The 20,436-nt window shown below is 34.8% G+C and carries 17 protein-coding genes; 5 read left to right on the top strand and 12 right to left on the bottom strand.

Annotation, left to right across the window (positions count from 1 at the left end; genetic code table 11):
- Positions 1-130: 130 nt before the first annotated feature.
- The 6 genes from SYN6308_RS05445 to SYN6308_RS21820 form a co-directional block, all read right to left on the bottom strand.
- Positions 131-1,564: a hypothetical protein gene (locus tag SYN6308_RS05445; protein WP_017293426.1), complete on the bottom strand. Its 1,434-nt coding sequence runs from the start codon at positions 1,562-1,564 to the stop codon at positions 131-133.
- Positions 1,565-1,577: 13 nt separating this feature from the next.
- Positions 1,578-1,859 carry a hypothetical protein gene (locus tag SYN6308_RS05440; protein WP_017293425.1) on the bottom strand — a complete coding sequence of 94 codons (282 nt, stop codon included), beginning with the start codon at positions 1,857-1,859 and terminating at the stop codon, positions 1,578-1,580.
- Between the two features lie 254 nt (positions 1,860-2,113).
- Complete coding sequence (locus tag SYN6308_RS05435; RefSeq protein ID WP_017293424.1) at positions 2,114-2,332, bottom strand: hypothetical protein; 219 nt, start codon at positions 2,330-2,332, stop codon at positions 2,114-2,116.
- A gap of 133 nt (positions 2,333-2,465) precedes the next feature.
- Positions 2,466-2,885, bottom strand: coding sequence for an MgtC/SapB family protein (locus SYN6308_RS05430; protein ID WP_017293423.1), 420 nt, complete (start codon positions 2,883-2,885; stop codon positions 2,466-2,468).
- Positions 2,886-3,137: 252 nt separating this feature from the next.
- A complete protein-coding gene (locus tag SYN6308_RS05425) occupies positions 3,138-3,968 on the bottom strand; it encodes a CPBP family intramembrane glutamic endopeptidase (RefSeq protein WP_017293422.1) in 831 nt (276 codons plus the stop codon).
- Between the two features lie 143 nt (positions 3,969-4,111).
- Positions 4,112-6,754: a calcium-binding protein gene (locus tag SYN6308_RS21820; RefSeq protein ID WP_017293421.1), complete on the bottom strand. Its 2,643-nt coding sequence runs from the start codon at positions 6,752-6,754 to the stop codon at positions 4,112-4,114.
- 531 nt (positions 6,755-7,285) lie between these two features.
- On the opposite strand from SYN6308_RS21820, the gene purB reads away from it, so the two are divergent.
- Together purB and SYN6308_RS05405 are read left to right on the top strand one after the other, a co-directional pair.
- Positions 7,286-8,581: an adenylosuccinate lyase gene (purB, locus tag SYN6308_RS05415; protein ID WP_026101937.1), complete on the top strand. Its 1,296-nt coding sequence runs from the start codon at positions 7,286-7,288 to the stop codon at positions 8,579-8,581.
- Between the two features lie 453 nt (positions 8,582-9,034).
- Positions 9,035-11,548, top strand: a complete 2,514-nt coding sequence (locus SYN6308_RS05405) for a mannose-1-phosphate guanyltransferase (protein ID WP_017293418.1) — start codon at positions 9,035-9,037, stop codon at positions 11,546-11,548.
- Between the two features lie 456 nt (positions 11,549-12,004).
- On the opposite strand, the gene SYN6308_RS05400 is transcribed toward SYN6308_RS05405, so the two are convergent.
- From SYN6308_RS05400 to SYN6308_RS05390, 3 genes are all read right to left on the bottom strand, one after another.
- A complete protein-coding gene (locus tag SYN6308_RS05400; RefSeq protein WP_017293417.1) occupies positions 12,005-12,712 on the bottom strand; it encodes a Crp/Fnr family transcriptional regulator in 708 nt (235 codons plus the stop codon).
- Positions 12,713-12,795: 83 nt separating this feature from the next.
- Positions 12,796-14,277: a diguanylate cyclase domain-containing protein gene (locus SYN6308_RS23275; RefSeq protein ID WP_017293416.1), complete on the bottom strand. Its 1,482-nt coding sequence runs from the start codon at positions 14,275-14,277 to the stop codon at positions 12,796-12,798.
- 178 nt (positions 14,278-14,455) lie between these two features.
- Positions 14,456-15,121, bottom strand: a complete 666-nt coding sequence (locus tag SYN6308_RS05390; protein WP_237741261.1) for a Crp/Fnr family transcriptional regulator — start codon at positions 15,119-15,121, stop codon at positions 14,456-14,458.
- A 235-nt stretch (positions 15,122-15,356) separates the two neighbouring features.
- On the opposite strand from SYN6308_RS05390, the gene SYN6308_RS05385 reads away from it, so the two are divergent.
- Positions 15,357-16,583 carry an EAL domain-containing protein gene (locus tag SYN6308_RS05385; protein ID WP_017293414.1) on the top strand — a complete coding sequence of 409 codons (1,227 nt, stop codon included), beginning with the start codon at positions 15,357-15,359 and terminating at the stop codon, positions 16,581-16,583.
- Positions 16,584-16,630: 47 nt separating this feature from the next.
- Here the strand turns inward: SYN6308_RS05385 and SYN6308_RS05380 are convergent, their stop codons facing one another.
- The 3 genes from SYN6308_RS05380 to SYN6308_RS05370 form a co-directional block, all read right to left on the bottom strand.
- Entirely contained in the window at positions 16,631-17,761 is a 1,131-nt protein-coding gene (locus SYN6308_RS05380; protein ID WP_017293413.1) for a CO2 hydration protein, read from the bottom strand.
- A 305-nt stretch (positions 17,762-18,066) separates the two neighbouring features.
- Complete coding sequence (locus SYN6308_RS05375) at positions 18,067-18,483, bottom strand: DUF6691 family protein (protein WP_017293412.1); 417 nt, start codon at positions 18,481-18,483, stop codon at positions 18,067-18,069.
- A 66-nt stretch (positions 18,484-18,549) separates the two neighbouring features.
- Positions 18,550-18,966: a YeeE/YedE family protein gene (locus SYN6308_RS05370; protein ID WP_017293411.1), complete on the bottom strand. Its 417-nt coding sequence runs from the start codon at positions 18,964-18,966 to the stop codon at positions 18,550-18,552.
- 417 nt (positions 18,967-19,383) lie between these two features.
- On the opposite strand from SYN6308_RS05370, the gene SYN6308_RS05365 reads away from it, so the two are divergent.
- Entirely contained in the window at positions 19,384-19,893 is a 510-nt protein-coding gene (locus SYN6308_RS05365; RefSeq protein ID WP_017293410.1) for a TIGR02652 family protein, read from the top strand.
- 9 nt (positions 19,894-19,902) lie between these two features.
- Positions 19,903-20,340 (top strand): VOC family protein, encoded by a 438-nt coding sequence (locus SYN6308_RS05360; protein ID WP_026101935.1) that lies wholly within the window; start codon positions 19,903-19,905, stop codon positions 20,338-20,340.
- The last annotated feature ends 96 nt before the right edge of the window (positions 20,341-20,436 follow it).

The following is a 20,436-nucleotide window of genomic DNA, read 5'->3' as shown; positions in this document are numbered from 1 at the left end:
TAAAAAGTAATGGTTAATAGACATATGGTAAATATACAGGCAAGATGCCTATTTTATGAGGTAAAAATCATAATTTTTGGAGATTTCTAATGAATAAAAAGTTCAATTATCCATTCTCCATTCTCCATTATCAATTCTCCATTCTATTAAAATATTCATGAAAAAATTTCTCTAAGCACAGCATTAAACTATTATTAATCATAGCCTCGTCTTTTAACTGAAGGTTAAGTTTTTTGTTAAAATTTTCTCTAAGATTGTTAAGAATTTCTGAGGGAATTTTTTCAGTCAAACTAAAGTTATCGGAAGATAATTGAAAATAATTTGTCTTGAGAGAAGTTTGTTGATTGATGTCAATTTCAAGAAAAGATTTTTCACATAATAATAAGATTTCCGATTCAATATATTCTGTTAACCAAGGTTTTAAAATAGCAATTAAAGATTTAATTTTATCTTTGTCTATTTTTTCCTTTTTTCCGTTTAAATTTTGAATCACTTTATCTAATAAAGATTTTCTAATTCTATCTATATTTTTAGAGAGTTGATATTGTTGACAACTAAAATCAGGATTACTTAATTGAATAGTTGTGATAATTTTTTGTTGAGTAAAATTTAACCCTTCCCCTAAATAAAAAATACTTTGGAATATTAAATTTAGGTTATTAAAACTACTGGTAAGAATCTGATTTATTTCTTGATTATATTGATTTTTCTCTAAAGTGTTTAAATAATTTTCGGGATTATCATTACTATTAATTTCTTGATCTTGAGGAAGCTCGATCGTGCTAATATTAACAAATAATCGGGCTTTTTCTCCACAAAATTCTATTTTATTTTTAAACTGCTCGATCGACAACTCAGAAGGAAAATTAAGTCTTTTTTTTGCTAAAATATTATAATCGCTAATCATGACTTTCAATTGAGATAAAGAAGGAGGAGATAAAGATTTATTTTTATGGGGTGAAGCTGAAACATAATTATCAACAAAACATTCCCAAACTAATAAATATTCTGCTAAAGTATCTCCCGTTAATCCTCCTATTTTTTTTAAAACTTGTTGCCGTTGTGACTTAGCAATTTTTTTGAGTAATCCCCAATTTGTCAATAACTGCCAACCTCGACTAAGATAAACTTTATCTTTAATGATAGTTTTTAATCTAGTTTGAGCATAGGTTGTAATTTTACTTCCCATCTCATTGTGATACTTTCTTAAAATTTTTTCGGGTTTAATAATAGCTTCATTTCCCCATAAAAAACATTCACTAAGGGTAAGAGAATTAACTCTATTATTGACAGAAAGATAAACTTGTTTTGTCGCCCAATAACAAACCTCTTGCAGATAAGATGTGAGATGATAACTATAAATTTGTTGAGGTTTAAACCTAATACCTTGTAAGAATTCATAGGCTAATCTTTCCTCATCAATCTCACACTTTAGTTGATTAACTATCTTTTCAAGATGAATTTTTAAGGGATAATCTCTTTGCCAATGCAAGATAAATCTATGACTATCCCTAATAGATAAAAAGGTAGAAAATCGATCGAGCAAATTGGTTCTAGGAATCATATAATTAATAAAATTAACGAATTAAATGATGAATATAATTAGTGGAAATGGGAGAAAAAGATTTTCTTTGAATAGTAGCTTGTATGCGTTGCTCGTCAATTATTTGTCTTTCTTTTCTATTAGCTAATGTACAGATATTCATCGCAAAATTATAATCTTGATAGTATTGAAAATGTCCTTTTGGCGTAAACTTAAAATGACGACAAAAAATACGATTATTTCTAATATCAAAGACTAAGTATAGTTTACCTTTGACAGTAATAGCATCACCAATATTAATTTTTCTTTCGTTCATTTGTACTATTATTTCCTCTTAATTTTGACTAGGGTTTTCAATAGTACATCCAGAGGGTATCTTTAAATTATGCAAAATTCTTAATTTTTCTTAAAATTTTGTGTGTAAGTTGAGGTTAATTTTTGAATATCAACATTTGAGATAATCAATCTGCATCCGCAAAATTGACAAAATAAGGGTTGAATAATATTCAACCCCTACCTCTATCCGAAAAAATTAGGGTTAAAACCCTTACAACAAACAAATAATTTTGGCTAAACCAACTCTTGCTCTGCACGAGAAACCATGTTATCTTGTAAATTGTGATCATGGTGACGATTTTCTGCTAATAATTCCCTTGCTTTTTCTTCCACATCCGTTGCGTGGTGTTCGTGTAATTCTTGTTCAGTTAAAGATAACAAATTTTCTTCATTATGTTGTTGATGAAGTCTTTGTTTCGCCATTAACTCTCTTGCTTTGTCTTCTGTACTCATTTTGATTGCCTCATTATATTTATATCTATTCTCATTTTAAGGTTTTCTGGACAATTTTCGGAATTTTTGTAAATTTAGTCACAAAAAATTTTTAATTCTTCAAAAAGTCAAGTTTTGCTGAAAATATCAAGATTTAATCACTTATATCCGATATATCGGAAGATTTATTATTTTTGTTATTAAAATATAGCCTCATTGTCCTTAAAATAATTAAAGATAGTAAAAGTAAGGCTAAAGCTAAACGCCATAAACCAACACTACAGGCTAAGCCCATAGCAGAAGACACCCAAATTTCTGTAGCTCCCGTTACATTTCGAGCATTTTTTTCAGCTTTAAGAATTAAACCACCGCCGATAAAACCGACACCTTGTATAATTCCCGTCATAACTCTAGCAGTTTCAGAAACATCTACTTGTTGAACAATTAATACAAAAGCACAGGAAGCCATAGAAACTAAGGCATTAGTTTTGACTCCTCCCGGTTTATGTCTTAACTCTCTTTCTAATCCTAAAATTGCCCCAAAAATTGCTGAAATAAATAACGGTAATAACATTAAAAATTTATAATTTATAATTAATTAACACAAAAAAATATAATAATTCTATTTATAGATAAATTTTAAGTTTAATAAAAAGTCCATTTCTTTTGTCTTGCTCATGTCAAGCTCAAATAATCATCACCCATCAAACTTTGCTTCTTTGCGTGAGACACTCCTATAATTATTTAATCAAATCTGATATTAATTAATTTATTTCCAATTTATAAATAGGATAAAGATAAAGAACTTTTTAAACTAATAAAAACGCTATTTTTTCAATTTAATAATATACAGTAAAATAGACATAAAAACTAATCCCATTATTCCAGCGATCGGATTCTTGTCTATACCTGTAATCCATTGAGGTACTCGATCGAGGTAAGTGATCATTTCTCCGACATTAAGGACATAATAACCCCAAACTAAACCACTGTGAAGACCGATACTAATACCAAGTAGATTTTGGTGCGATCGTTTTGCTACTACGAGGGTATATCCTAATAATAATAAAGCTGGAAAAGTAACTATGGTTCTAATAATTTCTGAGATGGGCTTAATAAAGTGAGCAATAGCAAACATTAGGGTACTTAAAAAAGCAGAAGTGGATAAAGAAAAATCCCTTTCTAACTCCGATAATAACCAACCCCGAAAAAATAATTCCTCAGCAAATCCAATGGCGATCGCACTAATAAAACCCTCTAAAATTAGACGTGGAAAAGCCATAGCAGGAGGTTGAAACGTTACCCAACCTAATAAACTTTCTACGGTAAATAATAGCCATGTAAAAGTAAACCCTATAGCCAACCCCTTAAATAAATTTTGATAAAATTTTTGACTATTAACTAAACCATAATATTTAAAAATATGAGAATTTTGATAAATATATTTACCCCAAAACTTTACTAAAAATAAGAAAATGACAAATAAAATTGCCATAGTAATAATAGTAGTGAAATTGGGGTCTTTTTCTCCTAAAAAATAATAAATAGGCACGGCAAAGGGTAGCCAAAATAAACCTAAAGTTAAGATAAATATTCCTAACCTAATAATAAACGGATAATTTTTAATTCGATCGAGCAACAATGTTTTTTCATCCATGAATTTTAGATCAAACGGAGGTAATTGAAGAGAATCTCAAACTATGTTAAAAATCTTTCCAATAAAAAACCCCCCAGATTATTCTAGGGGATTTTCGAGAATTATAATCCCCATTAACAAGAGGATTATAATAATTAGTGAGATTAGGAATTAAAGGTAGCACCCATGATATTATCCTGAGTTAGTCCCACAATGCCATCTAAAGTAGCAAGTAGTTCACCACTATTATCAGTACCAACATAGATATTAGTCTGAGTAATGATATTAAATACGTCAAACTCTTCAACAAAAACATTTGAGATACCCGTAAAGGAGAAGATATCAAAAGCAGTTTCAAAACCAGTAACAGTATCAGCACCATCTCCATTAGTATAATAGAGGTAATCTGCAACACTGTTTGCGGTTAAGGTGATATTATCATTACCAACTCCCCCAGTAATACTGTCTAAACCAGAACCGGCAACAATGGAATCATCCCCTGCACCACCTTCAATCCAGTTATTACCACTAACTCCGAGAAGAGTGTCGTCTCCTTGTTCACCGTAAATGGTGTCATTCCCCGCATCGCCAAAGATTAGATCATTACCTTCCTCACCAGAGAGAGAATCGTTACCCTGTTCACCGTAAATGGTGTCATTACCTAAACCACCGAAGATAGTATCATTACCATCAATGATGGTAGCATTTGCACTACCACCATAAAGAAGATCATCACCATCTTCACCATAGATTAGATCATTATCTTGGTCACCACGGAGGGTGTCATTACCTGCTCCACCATAAATAGTGTCATTATTCTGTCCGCCACGAACGAAGTCATCATCGTTGCCTCCATCAATGAAATCATTACCTTGATGTCCTTGAAGATCATCATTACCGTCATTGCCAAAGAGACTATCATCTCCTTGATCTCCACGAATAGTATCATTACCGTTTCCGCCAGAAATAGTATCATTTCCATTATCACCTCGCAGAGAGTCATCACCGGCACTGCCATAAATCTCATCATCACCGTCATTTCCACGAATAGTATCATTATCATCGCCACCGCCAGAAATAGTATCATTACCAATACCACCTAAGATAGAGTCATTACCTTCCTCACCATAAATCTCATCGTTACCTACACCCCCATCGATCGTATCATTACCATCACCACCGTCGATATAATCGTCACCTGTTCCACCTAAGATAGAGTCATTACCCGATCCACCGTTGATGGTATCATTACCATCACCACCTAAGATAGAGTCATTACCATCACCACCGTCGATATAATCGTCACCAGTACCACCTAAGATAGAGTCTGCACCAGTACCACCGTAAATCTCATCATCACCAGCACCACCGTCGATGGTATCATTACCAGTTCCACCAAAAATGGTATCATTTCCATTTTCTCCGTAGAGGAGATCATTATCGTCATTCCCGTCTATGTAATCGTTACCTTCACCACCATAGATGGTATCTTGATCATTCGAGAAACCCAAATCACCTCCATCAAAACCAAAAAGTGTATCATTACCATCACCACCATAAATCAGGTCGTTACCAAAGTCACCATAAATCAGGTCGTCACCGGCACCACCTAAGATAGAGTCTGCACCAGAGCCACCACGAATTGAATCATCACCAGCACCACCTAAGATAGAGTCATTACCCGATCCACCGTTGATGGTATCATTACCAGTTCCACCGTCGATCGTATCATTACCATCGCCACCGTCGATAGTATCATTACCAGCACCACCTAAGATAGAGTCTGCACCAGTACCACCGTAAATCTCATCGTTACCAGTTCCACCGTTGATGGTATCATCACCATCGCCACCGTCGATATAATCGTTTCCTGTATGACCAATGATCGAGTCATTGCCAATGCCACCGTAAAGAGTATCGTCTCCTGCATCACCGAAGATACTATCATCTCCGTCTCCACCGTCGATAAAATCCCCACCGATGGTACTATCACCAAGAGTGATAAGACCTCCTAAAATGAGGTCATTACCCGCACCACCATAAATAGTGTCGTTACCTAAACCCCCAATTAAGAAGTCATTACCCAGTCCACCATCGATATAATCATCACCATCGCCACCGTCGATGCTGTCATTGCCTTCTCCGCCCTCAATCCAATCATTCCCTATACCACCATCGATTAAATCATCACCTTCTCCACCATCGATCGTATCATCACCAGCTCCACCTTGGATGGTATCATTACCTTCTCCGCCTTCAATCCAATCATTATCTATACCACCATCGATTAAATCATCACCTTCTCCACCAAAGATCGTATCATTACCAGCTCCACCTTGGATGGTGTCATTTCCACCTTCGATGTCATTGTCATAGGAGTCATCTCCAAAGATTAAGTCGTTACCAGCTCCAGCTAAGATCGTGTCATTCCCAGACCCACCTTCGATCGTATTATTACCATCACCACTATTGATCGTGTCATCTCCACTATTGCCAAAAATATTATTATTTCCAAATTCACCAAAGATAAGATCATCGCCACTATTGCCAAAGAGGGCATCATCACCATAGCCTCCATAAAGGGTATCGTTACCGCTATTCCCTTTAAGAACATCATTACCCCCGAAACCATAAATGAGATCATCACCTTCATCACCTGTAAGACCATCTTCCAGATTACCACCTCCGATGGTATCATTACCTTCAAGCCCGATAGCAACGAAGTTGTTGTGTAAAGTATCATATCCCGTGAGACTTGCCATCAATAAATCGTTTCCTTCCGTACCAATCATTGGAATTATAGCCATAATAATAAATAGATTTAGAATTTGTAATGTTTAACCATGATAATAGCATAGAAATTTGAAAAATCAATATAAACTTTAGGTAAACTCTCAGTGAAATTACTTAGCTCTCAAATTTTCCTCAAATCTGCACTCTGGAAAGAGTTGATCGAAAAATACAGACACTACAGAGAAGAAAAAGAACAAGAATTCAAAAAAGTGACAAGTGAGAATTGTTGCAATACAAATTGAGCCTTATTTAACCTGAGTGAACCATAAAATTATTGGTGAAAACTGACTTGGAAGACAGGCAGACAGGCAGATAGGGGGATTATATTTCTTGTGAATCAATAAAATTCTCTCAAAAATGTACAAATATTGAAAATTTTTCTTCCATTCGACTTGTCCACTTGTCCACTTGTCTCGTTTTCACCACTTTTCTTATATCGAACTGAGGTATTCACCTGTCTTCCACCCTCATCAGAATACTTTTTGATCAATTCCTCTTTTGGGGTAGAATATAACGGTTGTATTTGCAAAAAAACTAAAATTGCAGTGATTGAACGCTATACCTTGCCCGAAATGGGCGGAATTTGGACAGACGAATATCGTTTAAAAACATGGTTACAAGTTGAAATTGCGGTGTGTGAAGCCCAAGCTGAAGTGGGCAACATTCCTAAGGAAGCAGTAGAAGAAATTAAGGCAAAGGCTAATTTTGATGTTCAACGGGTATTAGAAATTGAGGCTGAAGTGCGCCACGATGTGATTGCCTTTTTAACTAATGTTAATGAATATGTGGGAGATGCAGGACGATATATCCATCTGGGGATGACTAGCTCTGATATGCTTGACACTGCTTTGGCATTGCAGATGGTGGCTAGTTTAAATCTGATTCTCGAAGCTGTGGAAGAAACTATCCAAGCCATTCGCTATCAGGCACAGCAACACCGCTATACTTTTATGGTAGGTCGATCGCACGGAATCCATGCAGAGCCTATCACCTTCGGTTTTAAACTAGCAGGTTGGTTAGCCGAAATGCGCCGTAACCGTGATCGTCTTGTCAAATTACGTCAAGATATAGCCGTAGGTAAAATTTCTGGGGCTGTGGGTACTTATGCTAATATTGATCCTCGCATTGAGTCGATCGCCTGTACTCTTTTAGGTTTAGAGCCTGATACCGCATCAACTCAAGTTATTTCCAGAGACAGACACGCTGAATTTGTCCAACAAATCGCCTTAGTCGCCGCCTCCCTCGAAAGATTCTCTGTAGAAATTCGTAACCTACAAAGAACGGATGTATTAGAAGTTGAGGAGTATTTCTCAAAAGGACAAAAAGGTTCATCGGCGATGCCCCACAAGCGCAATCCTATCCGTAGTGAACGTATAACGGGTATGGCTCGTATTATTCGGGGGAATGCGATCGCCGCTTTAGAAAATGTGGCTTTATGGCATGAAAGAGACATTTCCCATAGCTCTGTAGAACGAGTGATTTTACCTGATACTTGTATTTTGATTCATTTTATGTTGAGAGAAACCACTAATTTGATTCAAAATTTGTTAGTATATCCTGACAATATGGCAAGGAATATGAACGTTTATGGCGGTGTTATTTTCAGTCAAAAAGTTTTACTTGCTTTAGTTTCTAAGGGGATGAGTCGAGAAGACGCTTATCGAGTAGTGCAGGGGTGCGCTCATCAGGCATGGAATACCAAAGAGGGCAATTTCCGTAATTTAGTCGAAAATCACCCTGAAATTGTGGAATTATTGACAGATTCTGAAATTGATACTTGTTTCGATCCTCAACAACACTTAAAGAATCTTGATACAATTTACCAAAGGTTGGGAATTTAATTCAATGGTGGAGTTTTTTTATCACGCAAAGACGCAAAGACGCAAAGATATTTTAAGATTGTGTCTCCATAGGCAAAGCAAGACAAGGTAAGGCGGTTTCCAAGAAAGAATTTACCAATCTTCTTTATAATTCTCCCTTAATAAAGGCAGGGCTGTTTCATTTTCAAATTTTTGGTTAAGAGGGAGTAATGAGTAATAAGTAATGAGTTTCGATAATTTACTATTATAAATTGATTATTTCAAAATTTATTATTATTACCTAAAATCTTAAAACAAAAAATCACCCTAATCCCCTAATACCCTAACACCCCAACATTTTTACCAACTTACTTTGAAACAGCCCTGCTTTGAAAAACGGGGAAATATTATACAAAGTCCCGCTTTTTAAGGGGGATTTAGGGGGATCAAAAACTTTTAAAACAACTTCTAACATCTAACAACAAGGAGAACTTTATGCGCGCTGTTTTAATGGCTGGTGGTTCGGGGACTCGATTACGCCCTTTAACTTGTGATTTGCCTAAACCAATGGTACCAGTCTTAAACAGACCCATTGCTGAACATATCGTTAATTTATTAAAACGTCATGGTATTAATGAAATAATTACCACTCTCCACTATTTACCTGATGTTTTACGAGATTATTTTCAAGATGGTAGTGATTTTGGCGTGACGATGAAATACTCTGTAGAGGAAGATCAACCCCTCGGTACGGCAGGTTGTGTGAAAAATATCGAGCAAATGTTAGATGATACTTTTATTGTAATCAGTGGTGATAGTATCACGGATTTTGATCTACAGGATGCTATTCGTTTTCATCGGGAAAAAGGTTCAAAGGCGACTTTGATTTTAAAACGAGTGCCTAATCCCATCGAGTTTGGGGTAGTCATTACGGATGCTAATGAAAAAATACAAAGATTTTTAGAAAAGCCTTCCACTAGCGAAATTTTCTCGGATACTGTCAACACGGGTACTTATATTCTCGAACCAGAGGTTTTAGAGTATTTGCCACTTCAAGAGGAATCGGATTTTTCTCAAGATTTGTTTCCTTTGTTGTTAGAGATGGATGAACCTATGTACGGTTATATTGCCGATGGTTATTGGTGTGATGTGGGACATCTGGAAGCCTATCGGGAAGCTCATTATAGTGCGCTCGATCGAGATGTTCTTTTAGATTTTCCTTACCATGAAAGTCAGCCTAGTGTTTGGATTGGGGAGAATACTTATATTGATCCTACTGCCCTAGTGGAAAGTCCTTGTTTTATTGGTAGTAATTGTCGCATCGGCGCACGGGCTAAAATTCGTAGTGGTGCGGTGATCGGGGATAATGTCACCGTAGGGGAAGATGCAGAACTCGATCGACCCATTATTTGGAATGGAGTTGTAGTTGGCGATGAAGTCCATCTTTCGGGTTGTGTGATCGCAAGGGGAACTAGGGTCGATCGTCGATCGCAAATTTTGGAAGGTGCAGTAATTGGTCAACTGTGTAACATCGGCGAAGAAGCGCAAATCAATACAGAAGTACGAGTGTGGCCTAGTAAAAGAATTGAATCTGGAGCTATCCTCAATATCAATCTGATTTGGGGAAATATGGCTCATCGCAATCTTTTTGGACAACGGGGAGTAACGGGGTTAGCTAATATTGATATTACCCCAGAATTTGCCGTAAAATTAGGGGCGGCTTATGGTTCAACTTTAAAACCTAAAAGTTGTGTAGTAGTATCCAGAGATCAACGCAGTGTATCTCGCATGGTGAGTCGTTCCTTGATGGCAGGTTTAATGTCTGTGGGGATTGATATTCAAAACCTCGAATCAACGGCAATTCCTATTTCTCGTACCATGACTCCCCGTTTAGGAGTGGCAGGAGGGGTTCATGTAAGGCTACACCCCGATCGACATGACTATATATTAATTGAATTTTTCGATACTAACGGCATTAATCTCTCCAAGGCAAAAGAGAAAAAAATTGAGGGCGCTTACTTTAAAGAAGATTTAAGACGAGTTCAAGCTATGGATATTGGCGATATGTCTTATCCTTCCCAAGTACTAGAAACCTACAGAGATACTTTTGAAATACAACTAAACCTTGAGGCGATTCGCAATAGTAATACTAAAATCGTCATCGACTATGTTTATTCGGTTTCTGGGGCAATTCTACCGCAATTATTAGCAAAATTTGGCTGTGATGCGGTGGTTTTAAATGCTAGTTTGCGACAACGGGCAATTTCTACCGCCGAAAGGGAAAATCTCTTGTATCAACTTGGTCATGTGGTGGAAGCCTTAAAAGCTAATTTTGGGGTACAAGTATCAGCTAATGGGGAGTTATTAATTTTGGTGGATGAATCGGGTATTCAAATTCGAGGAGAAGAATTAACTGCTCTAATGGTAAACACCATCTTAACTGCCCACCCTAGAGGTACGATCGTTGTTCCCGTCAACACTTCCTCCGCCGTAGAGCAAATAGCGCGCCGTCATGATGGTAAAGTGATTCGTACTAAAGCTAATCCCACAGCTATTATGGAAGCAACTCAACATAATCCTAATGTGGTATTGGGCGGTAGTGGTGATATGGGTTTTATTTTCCCGAACTTACATCCCGGTTTTGATGCTATGTTTACCATCGCTAAACTAATTGAAATGCTCACGGTGCAAGAACGATCGTTAACTCAAGTTAGAACAGATTTACCTCTTGTCTGTCATAAATACCATTCTTTAAGATGTCCTTGGAAAGTAAAAGGTGCATTAATGCGCCATTTAGTAGAAACAGAATCTCAAGAAAACCTAGAGTTAATTGACGGGGTGAAAATTATACAACGTCATACGGATAACTGGATTTTAATTTTACCCGATGCTGGAGAGCCTTTAATTCATATTTATGCTAATAGTGACAGTCGAGAATGGGCAGAAGAACATTTGCAGACTTATCGCACTAAAGTCCAAGAATTTATCATGACTCAACAATCAATGTAGTTAGGGAACTGCGTGAAAATACAATACCAGTTACAAATCAAGTTCCCCCTTTATTTAAGGCAGGGCTGTTTCATTTTTAAATTTTTGGTTAAGAGGGAGTAATGAGTAATAAGTAATAAGTAAAGAGTAATGAGTTTTGATAATTTACTATCATAAATTGATTCTTTTAAGATTTTTTATTATTATTTAAAATCTATAAGTAAAAAAAAACCCTAATCCCCTAATACCCTAACACCCCTATATTTACCTCAGTTCGACATAAAGAAAATGATGAAAACTAGACAGGTGGACAAGTGGACAAGTGGACAGGGAGAAAAATTCTCAATATTTGATGTACTTTTGAGAGAATTTTATTCATTCATCAGAAATACAATCTTCCTGTCTTCCTGTCTTCGGAGTCTTCCAAGTCAGCCCTCACCTATTTTTATATCGAACTCAGGTTATATTTAGACTACCCTAAGTAAAATTTAGTAATTGGGCAAATTCTGTTTTAACTTTGTCATAACATTCACAGGCTTTTGATTTCAGAATATCTCGATTTAAAATAGTTATATTTCCTCTTGTATAACGGATGATACCTTCTTTCTGAAATTTTTGAGCTACTTCTGTGACGCTCGATCGTCTTACGCCTAACATTTCGGAAATAAATTGTTGTGTTAAAGGTAATTCTTGTTGTTGAACTCCATCATAGGCAAAAAGTAACCAACAGGCAAATTGATTGCTAATGGGGTGATGACATTTACACACAGCATTTTGAGATATTTGAGAAATTCGGGCTTGAGTATATAGTAATAAAATACGCTGAAGTTCTCCACCTCGATTAAATTCCGATCGAAATATATTCGCATCTAATTTCATGGCACTATCAGGAATTTGCACAATAGTATCACAAATCGCATGATTTCCTCCTAAAAAGACAGGAAGCCCTACAAATCCTTCATTGCCAATTAAACCAATTTCCGTGGTATTTTTATTAGAGACAGTTGACACAAGGGAAATCATCGAGTGAAGTGGAAAATAAACATACTCAATCTCTTGATGTAATTTATAAATAATTTGTCCTGATGTTAAAGAAATCTTCTCTAAATTAGAAAAAAGTGTTTTATAATTGTCTTTAGATATAGATGCTAATATTTGATTATTAAAAATTGTATTTTCCTTCAATTATATTTTGAATGTATAATGTGTTAATATTACCTTAAAAAACTGTCAACAACCCACCACTAACATCCGACACAAAACCTAACTTAGCAATGATACATAGAATACAGTTGTCCATTTTGTTTTGCCTGATACATGGCAATATCCGCTTGAGATAAAAGGTTAGAGAAATTTGCCGTTTGAAAGTCTCCGATGACAATGCCAATACTAACGCTGATCATGATTTTTTGTTCATTTATTTCAAAACAATTAGATAATGATTGTTGTACACGATGGACGCAATCTTTTGCTTCTTGAGCGGAATGAATGTGAGTTAAAATAATTATAAATTCATCACCGCCTAATCTCGCAACATGATCACATTTTCTAGTACTGCTGATTAATCGTTTGGCGAAATTAATTAATAGTTTATCTGCTGTTAAATGTCCAAAAAAGTCGTTAATGTGTTTAAATTTATTGATGTCTAAAAATAAGACGGCAAATTGGGTAGAATGATTTTTTTCTCCTTGAGTTAAGATATTTTGTAAAAACTCGATTAACGATCGACGATTTGGTAAATTAGTTAGGGCATCATAACGAGATTGATATAAAAGTTCGTTTTGAATTTTTTGCCATTGTGTCATGTCATGAAGGGATAAATACCAAGCGATAATATTATTTTCAGCATCTTTAATACTAGATACATTTAAGCTAACAGTAATGAGGGATTTATCTTTTAAGACTAAATTTAAGGAAAAAAATGACTGTTTTTGTTTATTAATAGATTCTGTATTTGATAGACCTAATATATCAAATAATGATTGTTTTTTATTTGGTTGAATAAAAGAGTTAAAAGATTGATTAATTAGTTCATTTTCTGCAATTTTTAAAAGATTTGCTCCATTTTTATTGACAACTTTAATGACACCATTATTATCAATGATAAAACAACTATCGGGAGAATATAAAAATAAATTTTCAAAATATTTTTTCTCTTTTCTTTCATGCCATAAATTCCCCCAAAGTTCTTCATTTTCTTGGGTTAAATCTTGAGAATCATTAATAATTGTTAAAGATTGTGGATTGGTTAATTCAAAAGAATAAGTAATATTTTCAGCTTTTTCTTGTTCCAAATCTTCTATATAACCATGACAATTTTCTTTTGCTTCAAAAATACTGTCAAAAGGACCAAAATAATAGGTTGCATAAGGTTTTGTTGTTTCTACTCTAATCCACCAATTTATTACTGAAGATTCATAGGGTTTTTTTTGTCGATTATTATGAGTAATATTAAATTCAAAAAAATCTTGTACTATAGTATCTATATTTTTAGTTATTTGAGTATAAATTACTAATTGTTCAGGGCATAAATTAAGACAACAAATTAAATCATCAAAAAAATGAGAAGATTCATCAACCAAAATATGATTGTTAGGGATACTATTTAAGACTTTTGTAATTAATTTTTGACGAAAATAAGGTATCGATAATGCCATGTAATAAGGATGATCAGTATTATATTCTTTCAAAAACTCATGAATTTCTGTGTTGACGATCGACAAGGTAGAATTAAAAACTTGATAACCCATGATCTAAATCTCCGTTAAGTTAAGGACTCGATCGAAATTAAATTTTATTATTTACCCAGTTTTTTTATTTTTTATTTGTCTTTGCAAATAAATAGAATTAACTGTGGTTAATTCCATCTTATAATTATTTTCCTTGTTATTGTGTACGGTATAGTACATTGTTATTATAATGTTATATTTAACCTCGACGAGAACCTAATAATCGGATAAACTCATTTTGAACAACTCGATAGCATTCACAGGAAGTCTCTTCTAGTTTTTTGTGATCCAAAATTACTATTTTCCCTCGGTTATAGCGAATAATGCCTTGGGCTTGTAAGGCATTGGCGGCGATCGTAACTCCTGCACGGCGTACTCCTAACATATTAGAAATAAATTCTTGAGTTAAGAGTAATTCATCACTTAACACACAATCATAGACAGATAATAACCATCTTGCTAATCTTGCCTCAATTTTATGTTGACGATTACAAGCGGCACTTTGAGCAATTTGTGTTAATCGGGCTTGGGTATGAAGCAGTAATATTTGTTGAAATACTCCTCCTTTATGAAATTCATTGAGTATGATACTGGCTTTTATTTTCAAACTTGTGCCAGAAATTTGTACGATCGCCTGACTAAGAGTATATTCTCCCCCCAAAAAAATAGGCACTCCAATCATGCCTTCATTGCCGATTAAACCAATTTCTGTGGTTGAACCATTATCCATAATTGACACTAAAGAAATCATTGCCGTTAAGGGAAAATAAGCAAAGTTAATCGGTTCATAGGCATGATGTAAAATCGTTCCAGCTGTTAAAGTTTCTTCCCGTAAATATGGAATAATATTGTCGTATTCAGACAATGGAAGAGCAGCTAGTAATTTATTTAGAGAAATTAAATTATTATTAATCAAAGGCTTTTTAAAAAAAGTAGTATTAAAACTATTATAAAAGAGTTATCTCTTGTGTCTGTACGGTAACGTACAAACTTTTGCCTAAGATGTCAACTCCCTTCTCCCAAGTCTTCCCTTTACCGAAAATTTAACTCTAACTGAGGTAAAATCTAGGTGAGATTTGCTTTAAGATGAAAATGGAATTATGATAAATCAAGAATCTGACATAGATAATCAATTTCTGAATCGAAGTTTAACCACAGGAGAATGTATTTTCACAGAAGGAGATAAGGGAGATTTTGCTTATATCATTGAAGAAGGGGAAGTCGAAATATCCACTGTTACCCCAGAAAATAAACGTCTCATTTTAAATGTTCTTAAATCGGGGGATATGTTCGGAGAATTGGCTTTAGTTGATGGTAGCGCTCGATCGGCTTCTGCTTATGCTAAAACTAATGTAATATTAACGGTGGTGACAGGCGAACAAGTTAAGAGTAGAATCGAATCGGCTGATCCTATTTTAAAGTTATTATTAATGGTGGTAATGAATTATTTTCGTTCCGAAACAGGACGACTTCGAGCGAAATCAGAACCAGATTTTTCTTCTTTAGATAAGACAAAAAAAGAGTATCAAGAAAAGATTTTTCATGCCATAGAATTAATTAGATTAGAAAGTGATTTAAGAAACGGTTTTAAACGAGAAGAATTAGTGCCATTTTATCAAGCTATTGTGGACTTAAATACTAATTCGATCGTCGGTTTTGAGGTTTTATTACGATGGTTTTCTCCCACTAGAGGTAATGTATCCCCATCAATATTTATTCCTTTAGCGGAGTCAACTTCTTTAATTATTCCTATGGGAGAATGGTTATTAGATCAAGCCTTGAGTGCGATCGAGCAAGTCAAAAAAGAAACAGGAATTGATATATTTTTAAGTATTAATATAGCGGAAAAACAGATTCAAAGTCAGGAATTTTTAACCGTTATGAAACAAAAAATTGACTTATCCTCAGTAAAGCCAAAACAAATAAAATTAGAGATATTAGAAAGAAGTTTATTTGAAGGAGAAAAAGCCTTATCTTTAGTGCAAGAATGTCGTGAATTTGGCTTACCTTTAGTTATCGATGATTTTGGCACAGGTTACGCTAATTTATCCTACTTAAAAAACTTTCAATTCGACACCTTAAAAATAGATCAATGTTTTGTAAAAGACTTAGAAAATAACGTCAAAGATCAAATTATTTGTAAAACATTAATTGATTTATCCCATGGTTTAGAAATGACGGCAGTAGCAGAGGGCATCGAAAATCAACAACAATGCAAAATATTATCCTCTTTAGGATGTAATTATGGACAAGGATACTTATTTTCTCCCCCCGTACCCCTCGATCGTGCGATCGAATTAATGAACACTTCAATTACCCTTACCTAAAGGGATTAGAAGATAATTGATAATTCTTAATTCTTAATTCTTAATTCTTAATTATTAACATCTAAAATGCGAGAATAAGTAAAACGATTCATCCATTGTTCTAAATATTTACGGTTGGCTTGTTTTTCTTCAGGATTTTCTGTAGTTAAGCCATAGGGTGCTAATCCTTGTAAAGCCGCCGTTGTTACACAATACATAGATTTTTGAAAACTAACACAAATTTTCACTAATAAATCATCTTGCCCTCGCTCACTTTCATCATAAATCTTTTGTAAATATTCAGGGATATAATGACGCATATCTTGCATTAACAAAGTGGGAGGAATACCAGCACTTCCAACAGGTAAAGGATCGGCGTATAATGCACCATAGGCAAATTGAGATTGATCAAAGGATATTTGATTAGCTTGAGCGTTAAAAGATACTGTACCAAGAAAAGGCGTACCTCGAAAGAAAACCGCTTCCACATAGGGTACTGCTGTATCCATCAAAAAAGTTAATTCTGCACTTTTAGGCAATAAATCATAGGTTTTGCCGTTAATTTCTACACCGTAGGTAATGGGTTTACTGGCATCGGCTACTAATCCATCTAAGATATGTTTTACTACTTCTTCGATCGAGTTTATCTCCCCTTGGTCATATCTGTCAGAAAGAGAAATAAAAATATCACTCATCACTCGCCAAAATTGCCCTAAAGCGGAATAATAAGCTAACATTTTGACTTGTTCGGGCAAAAAATCGGGAAATATTTTATTTAACGTACCCATAAACAGATTTCCTTTTAATTTAGCGTTAATAGCTCGTTTTGTTATCTCTAAAAATTCAGGACTATCTACATATTCATCTAATTTACCGCCTCCATGCCACAACATAGCGCGCATACAATATTCAGCATATTCAAAATTAATTCGATCGTGCCACCAATGACGCAAAAGTTTCGAGAAAGTAAATTTACCATCGAAATATTTAAAAAAAGGAAATATTACGAGGAATTGATGTTCAGCAATATAATTAAGATTATTAGAATAGGCATCTAAAACCACACCGTAGGATTTTAAAATACCCACCACCTCAATCAAATTTTGTGAAGTATCTTTTAACAGACTTTTTCCCGATTCTAAACGGTGGACATATTCAGCTAAAGGATGTTTTGATGGTTGGATGGGTGTTGTTACCATAATTTTTACTAATAAAAACGTTAATTAAAATATATTACCTGACGAGGTAACGCAAAGGAGTTGGGCTTATAATGTTCTAGTAGAGACGTAAAATTTTTGGTGCTGTAAAGGTTGCGGAAAGGGTATCGGAAAGGGTTAAAGTATTGACAAAAAATATATCCTAATTGATTTTTTTATCTTCAATTCTTTGATCGAATTATATAACCTTCTAAAAATTACACCTGAAACCTGCAACCGGCAACCTGCAACCTGCCCTTATCAAACATTCTTGCATCGAACTGAGGTTCTAATGTATGAAAGAGAAATTAATTCTTCAGAGATTTATAAGCAAAAGAACCACCAATAAAGGCTAAAATAAAGATAATCGGATTAAGACTGAGTTGCACTAAGGAAACCACCGCAGGACCGGGACAAAACCCCGAAATTCCCCAACCAATGCCGAAAATCACCGCTCCTAAGATTAATTTCCCGTCAATATCATTACGAGTTGGTAAGTAAAATTGTCGATCGAACAAAGGATGTTTTAAAGGTAGAATAAACCGAAAACTAATAACCGTAACTCCTACCGCTCCACCAAGCACAAACATAAGAGTTGCATCCCATTTGCCCACCACATCAAGAAAACCTAAAACTCTTTCTCTATCTATCATTTGCGAAACAGCTAACCCTAAGCCAAATAATAAACCACTAAGTAACGCCACTATATTTTGTTTATTGTTCATTTGCTAATTTGTTGTAAAAATATTTTTCAGTATTTCTCCTATCTCCTATCTCCTGTCTCCTAATTCTTAAAGATGTCGAATTACAAATACTGTAATCATTCCCGATGCTAAAAAACTGATTACCGCAGTAAGCGATCGAACTGATAATCTACCTAAACCACAGACACCATGACCGCTAGTACAACCGTTTCCCATTCTTGTACCAAAACCCACTAAAAAACCGCCTAAAATCATAGGAATTATGGTGACGGCATAACGAGGAGTTTCAGGTAAGGGTAATAAATATTCATAGATAATCCCCCCCAATAACATCCCCCCCAGAAATAAAACGCGCCATGTTTCCGAAGGCTTAAATTCTAACACTCCGTTAATCATGCCACTAATCCCCGCAATTCTACCGTTAAAGGCTAATAATACCGTGGCACTTATACCAATTAAAATACCGCCTATTAATCCGTAAATCCAACTAGGTTCGATCGTCATTACTTTATAAAAGTTATACTGATTAAGGTCATAATAATTACTATAGCCTATTCGATTTTACCTCAGTTCGATGCAAGAATGTTTGATAAGGGCAGGTTTCAGGTTGCCGGTTGCCGGTTTCAGGTGTAATTTTCAGAAGATTATATAATTCGATCAAAGAATTGAAGATAAAAAAATCAATTAGGATATATTTTTTGTCAATTCTTTAACCCTTTCCGATACCCTTTCCGCAACCTTTACAGCACCAAAAATTTTATGGTTCACTCAGGTGATTTTAGCCCAATAAGTGGTCAAAAAATTGAAATAAATGGGATGTCAAAATGTGAAAATTTAACTAACTTAAGCATTTTTTCATAACAGAACTATAATAAAGAGCAAACTTGATGTAATTATTAATGGTGCTTTTAAAAATACATTATGACTGATCTTAATTTACAATATCCTATTTTCGGAGCGCAAATAAAATGTCCCCATTGTCGTCAAGTAATTGAAGCCTTAACTCTTACAGATAGTTATTTATGTCCTCGTCATGGTGCTTTTGAAGCTGATCCAAATACACAAGAACTGGTACATTTACAATCAGGCAGACATTGGCGATTATGGGAAAATAAATGGTATCGACAACATAATCACCCCGACGGCATCAGATTTGAAATTCATGAAGCCTTAGATACCCTTTATACTGAAGGCTATAAGGCGACAAAAGTGATTATAGCTCATAGATATTATCCCTTGATTAGTTCTTATTTAGAAAAAGGAAATAGTTGGCAGGATAATCAAGATAGTAAAATCTATAAACTGTATGGTTTACCCGTAGAATTTAGTGATCAATCTGATCCCGAACCTTTTTGGAATATAATTAATTTCATGTTAGAAAAAGAAAAAGGTACTCCTTCTCGTTATCCTTATTTTCGTTTCTTTGAGTAAATTATGATACTGCATCATGTGGCTATTCGCACTGCGGATATAATGAGATCGATCGAATTCTATCAATTATTAGGATTTACGGTGAAAGAAAGATTTACCGCAGGTTATACCCTAGCCTGTTGGTTAGAAGGATTAGGAGGGCGATTGGAGTTGATGCAAATACCCGAACCAAAACCCGCCCCCGATGCCTTTTTTGATGAACATTATGTGGGTTATTATCATCTTTCCTTTGACATTACCAGTGAGGGCATTAGTCTCCCCATGTGGTTACAACAATTAGAAGATAAATTTATCCAAGCCAGTGAAGAAAATCCTGCGGTTTTTTCCCCTCTTAAAATCTTATTACCTCCTCAACAACAGATGATTGTCGATCGAATTTACGAAGTAGCTTTTATTGCTGATATAGATAATTTGCCTATTGAAATAATCAGAAAAATTAACAATTAACATGCGATCGTAAAGGAATAGGATCAAGATAATTGGAAGGTTTTGGTAAGTAAGATCAACCTTACATGAAAATTAGAATTTTAATTAAAGCTAATT

It is taken from the genome of Geminocystis herdmanii PCC 6308, assembly GCF_000332235.1.
In the GTDB taxonomy this organism is placed as follows: Bacteria; Cyanobacteriota; Cyanobacteriia; order Cyanobacteriales; family Cyanobacteriaceae; genus Geminocystis; species Geminocystis herdmanii.
Note: the sequence above shows the minus strand (reverse complement) of the source record. Positions and strands in the feature narration are given on the sequence as shown.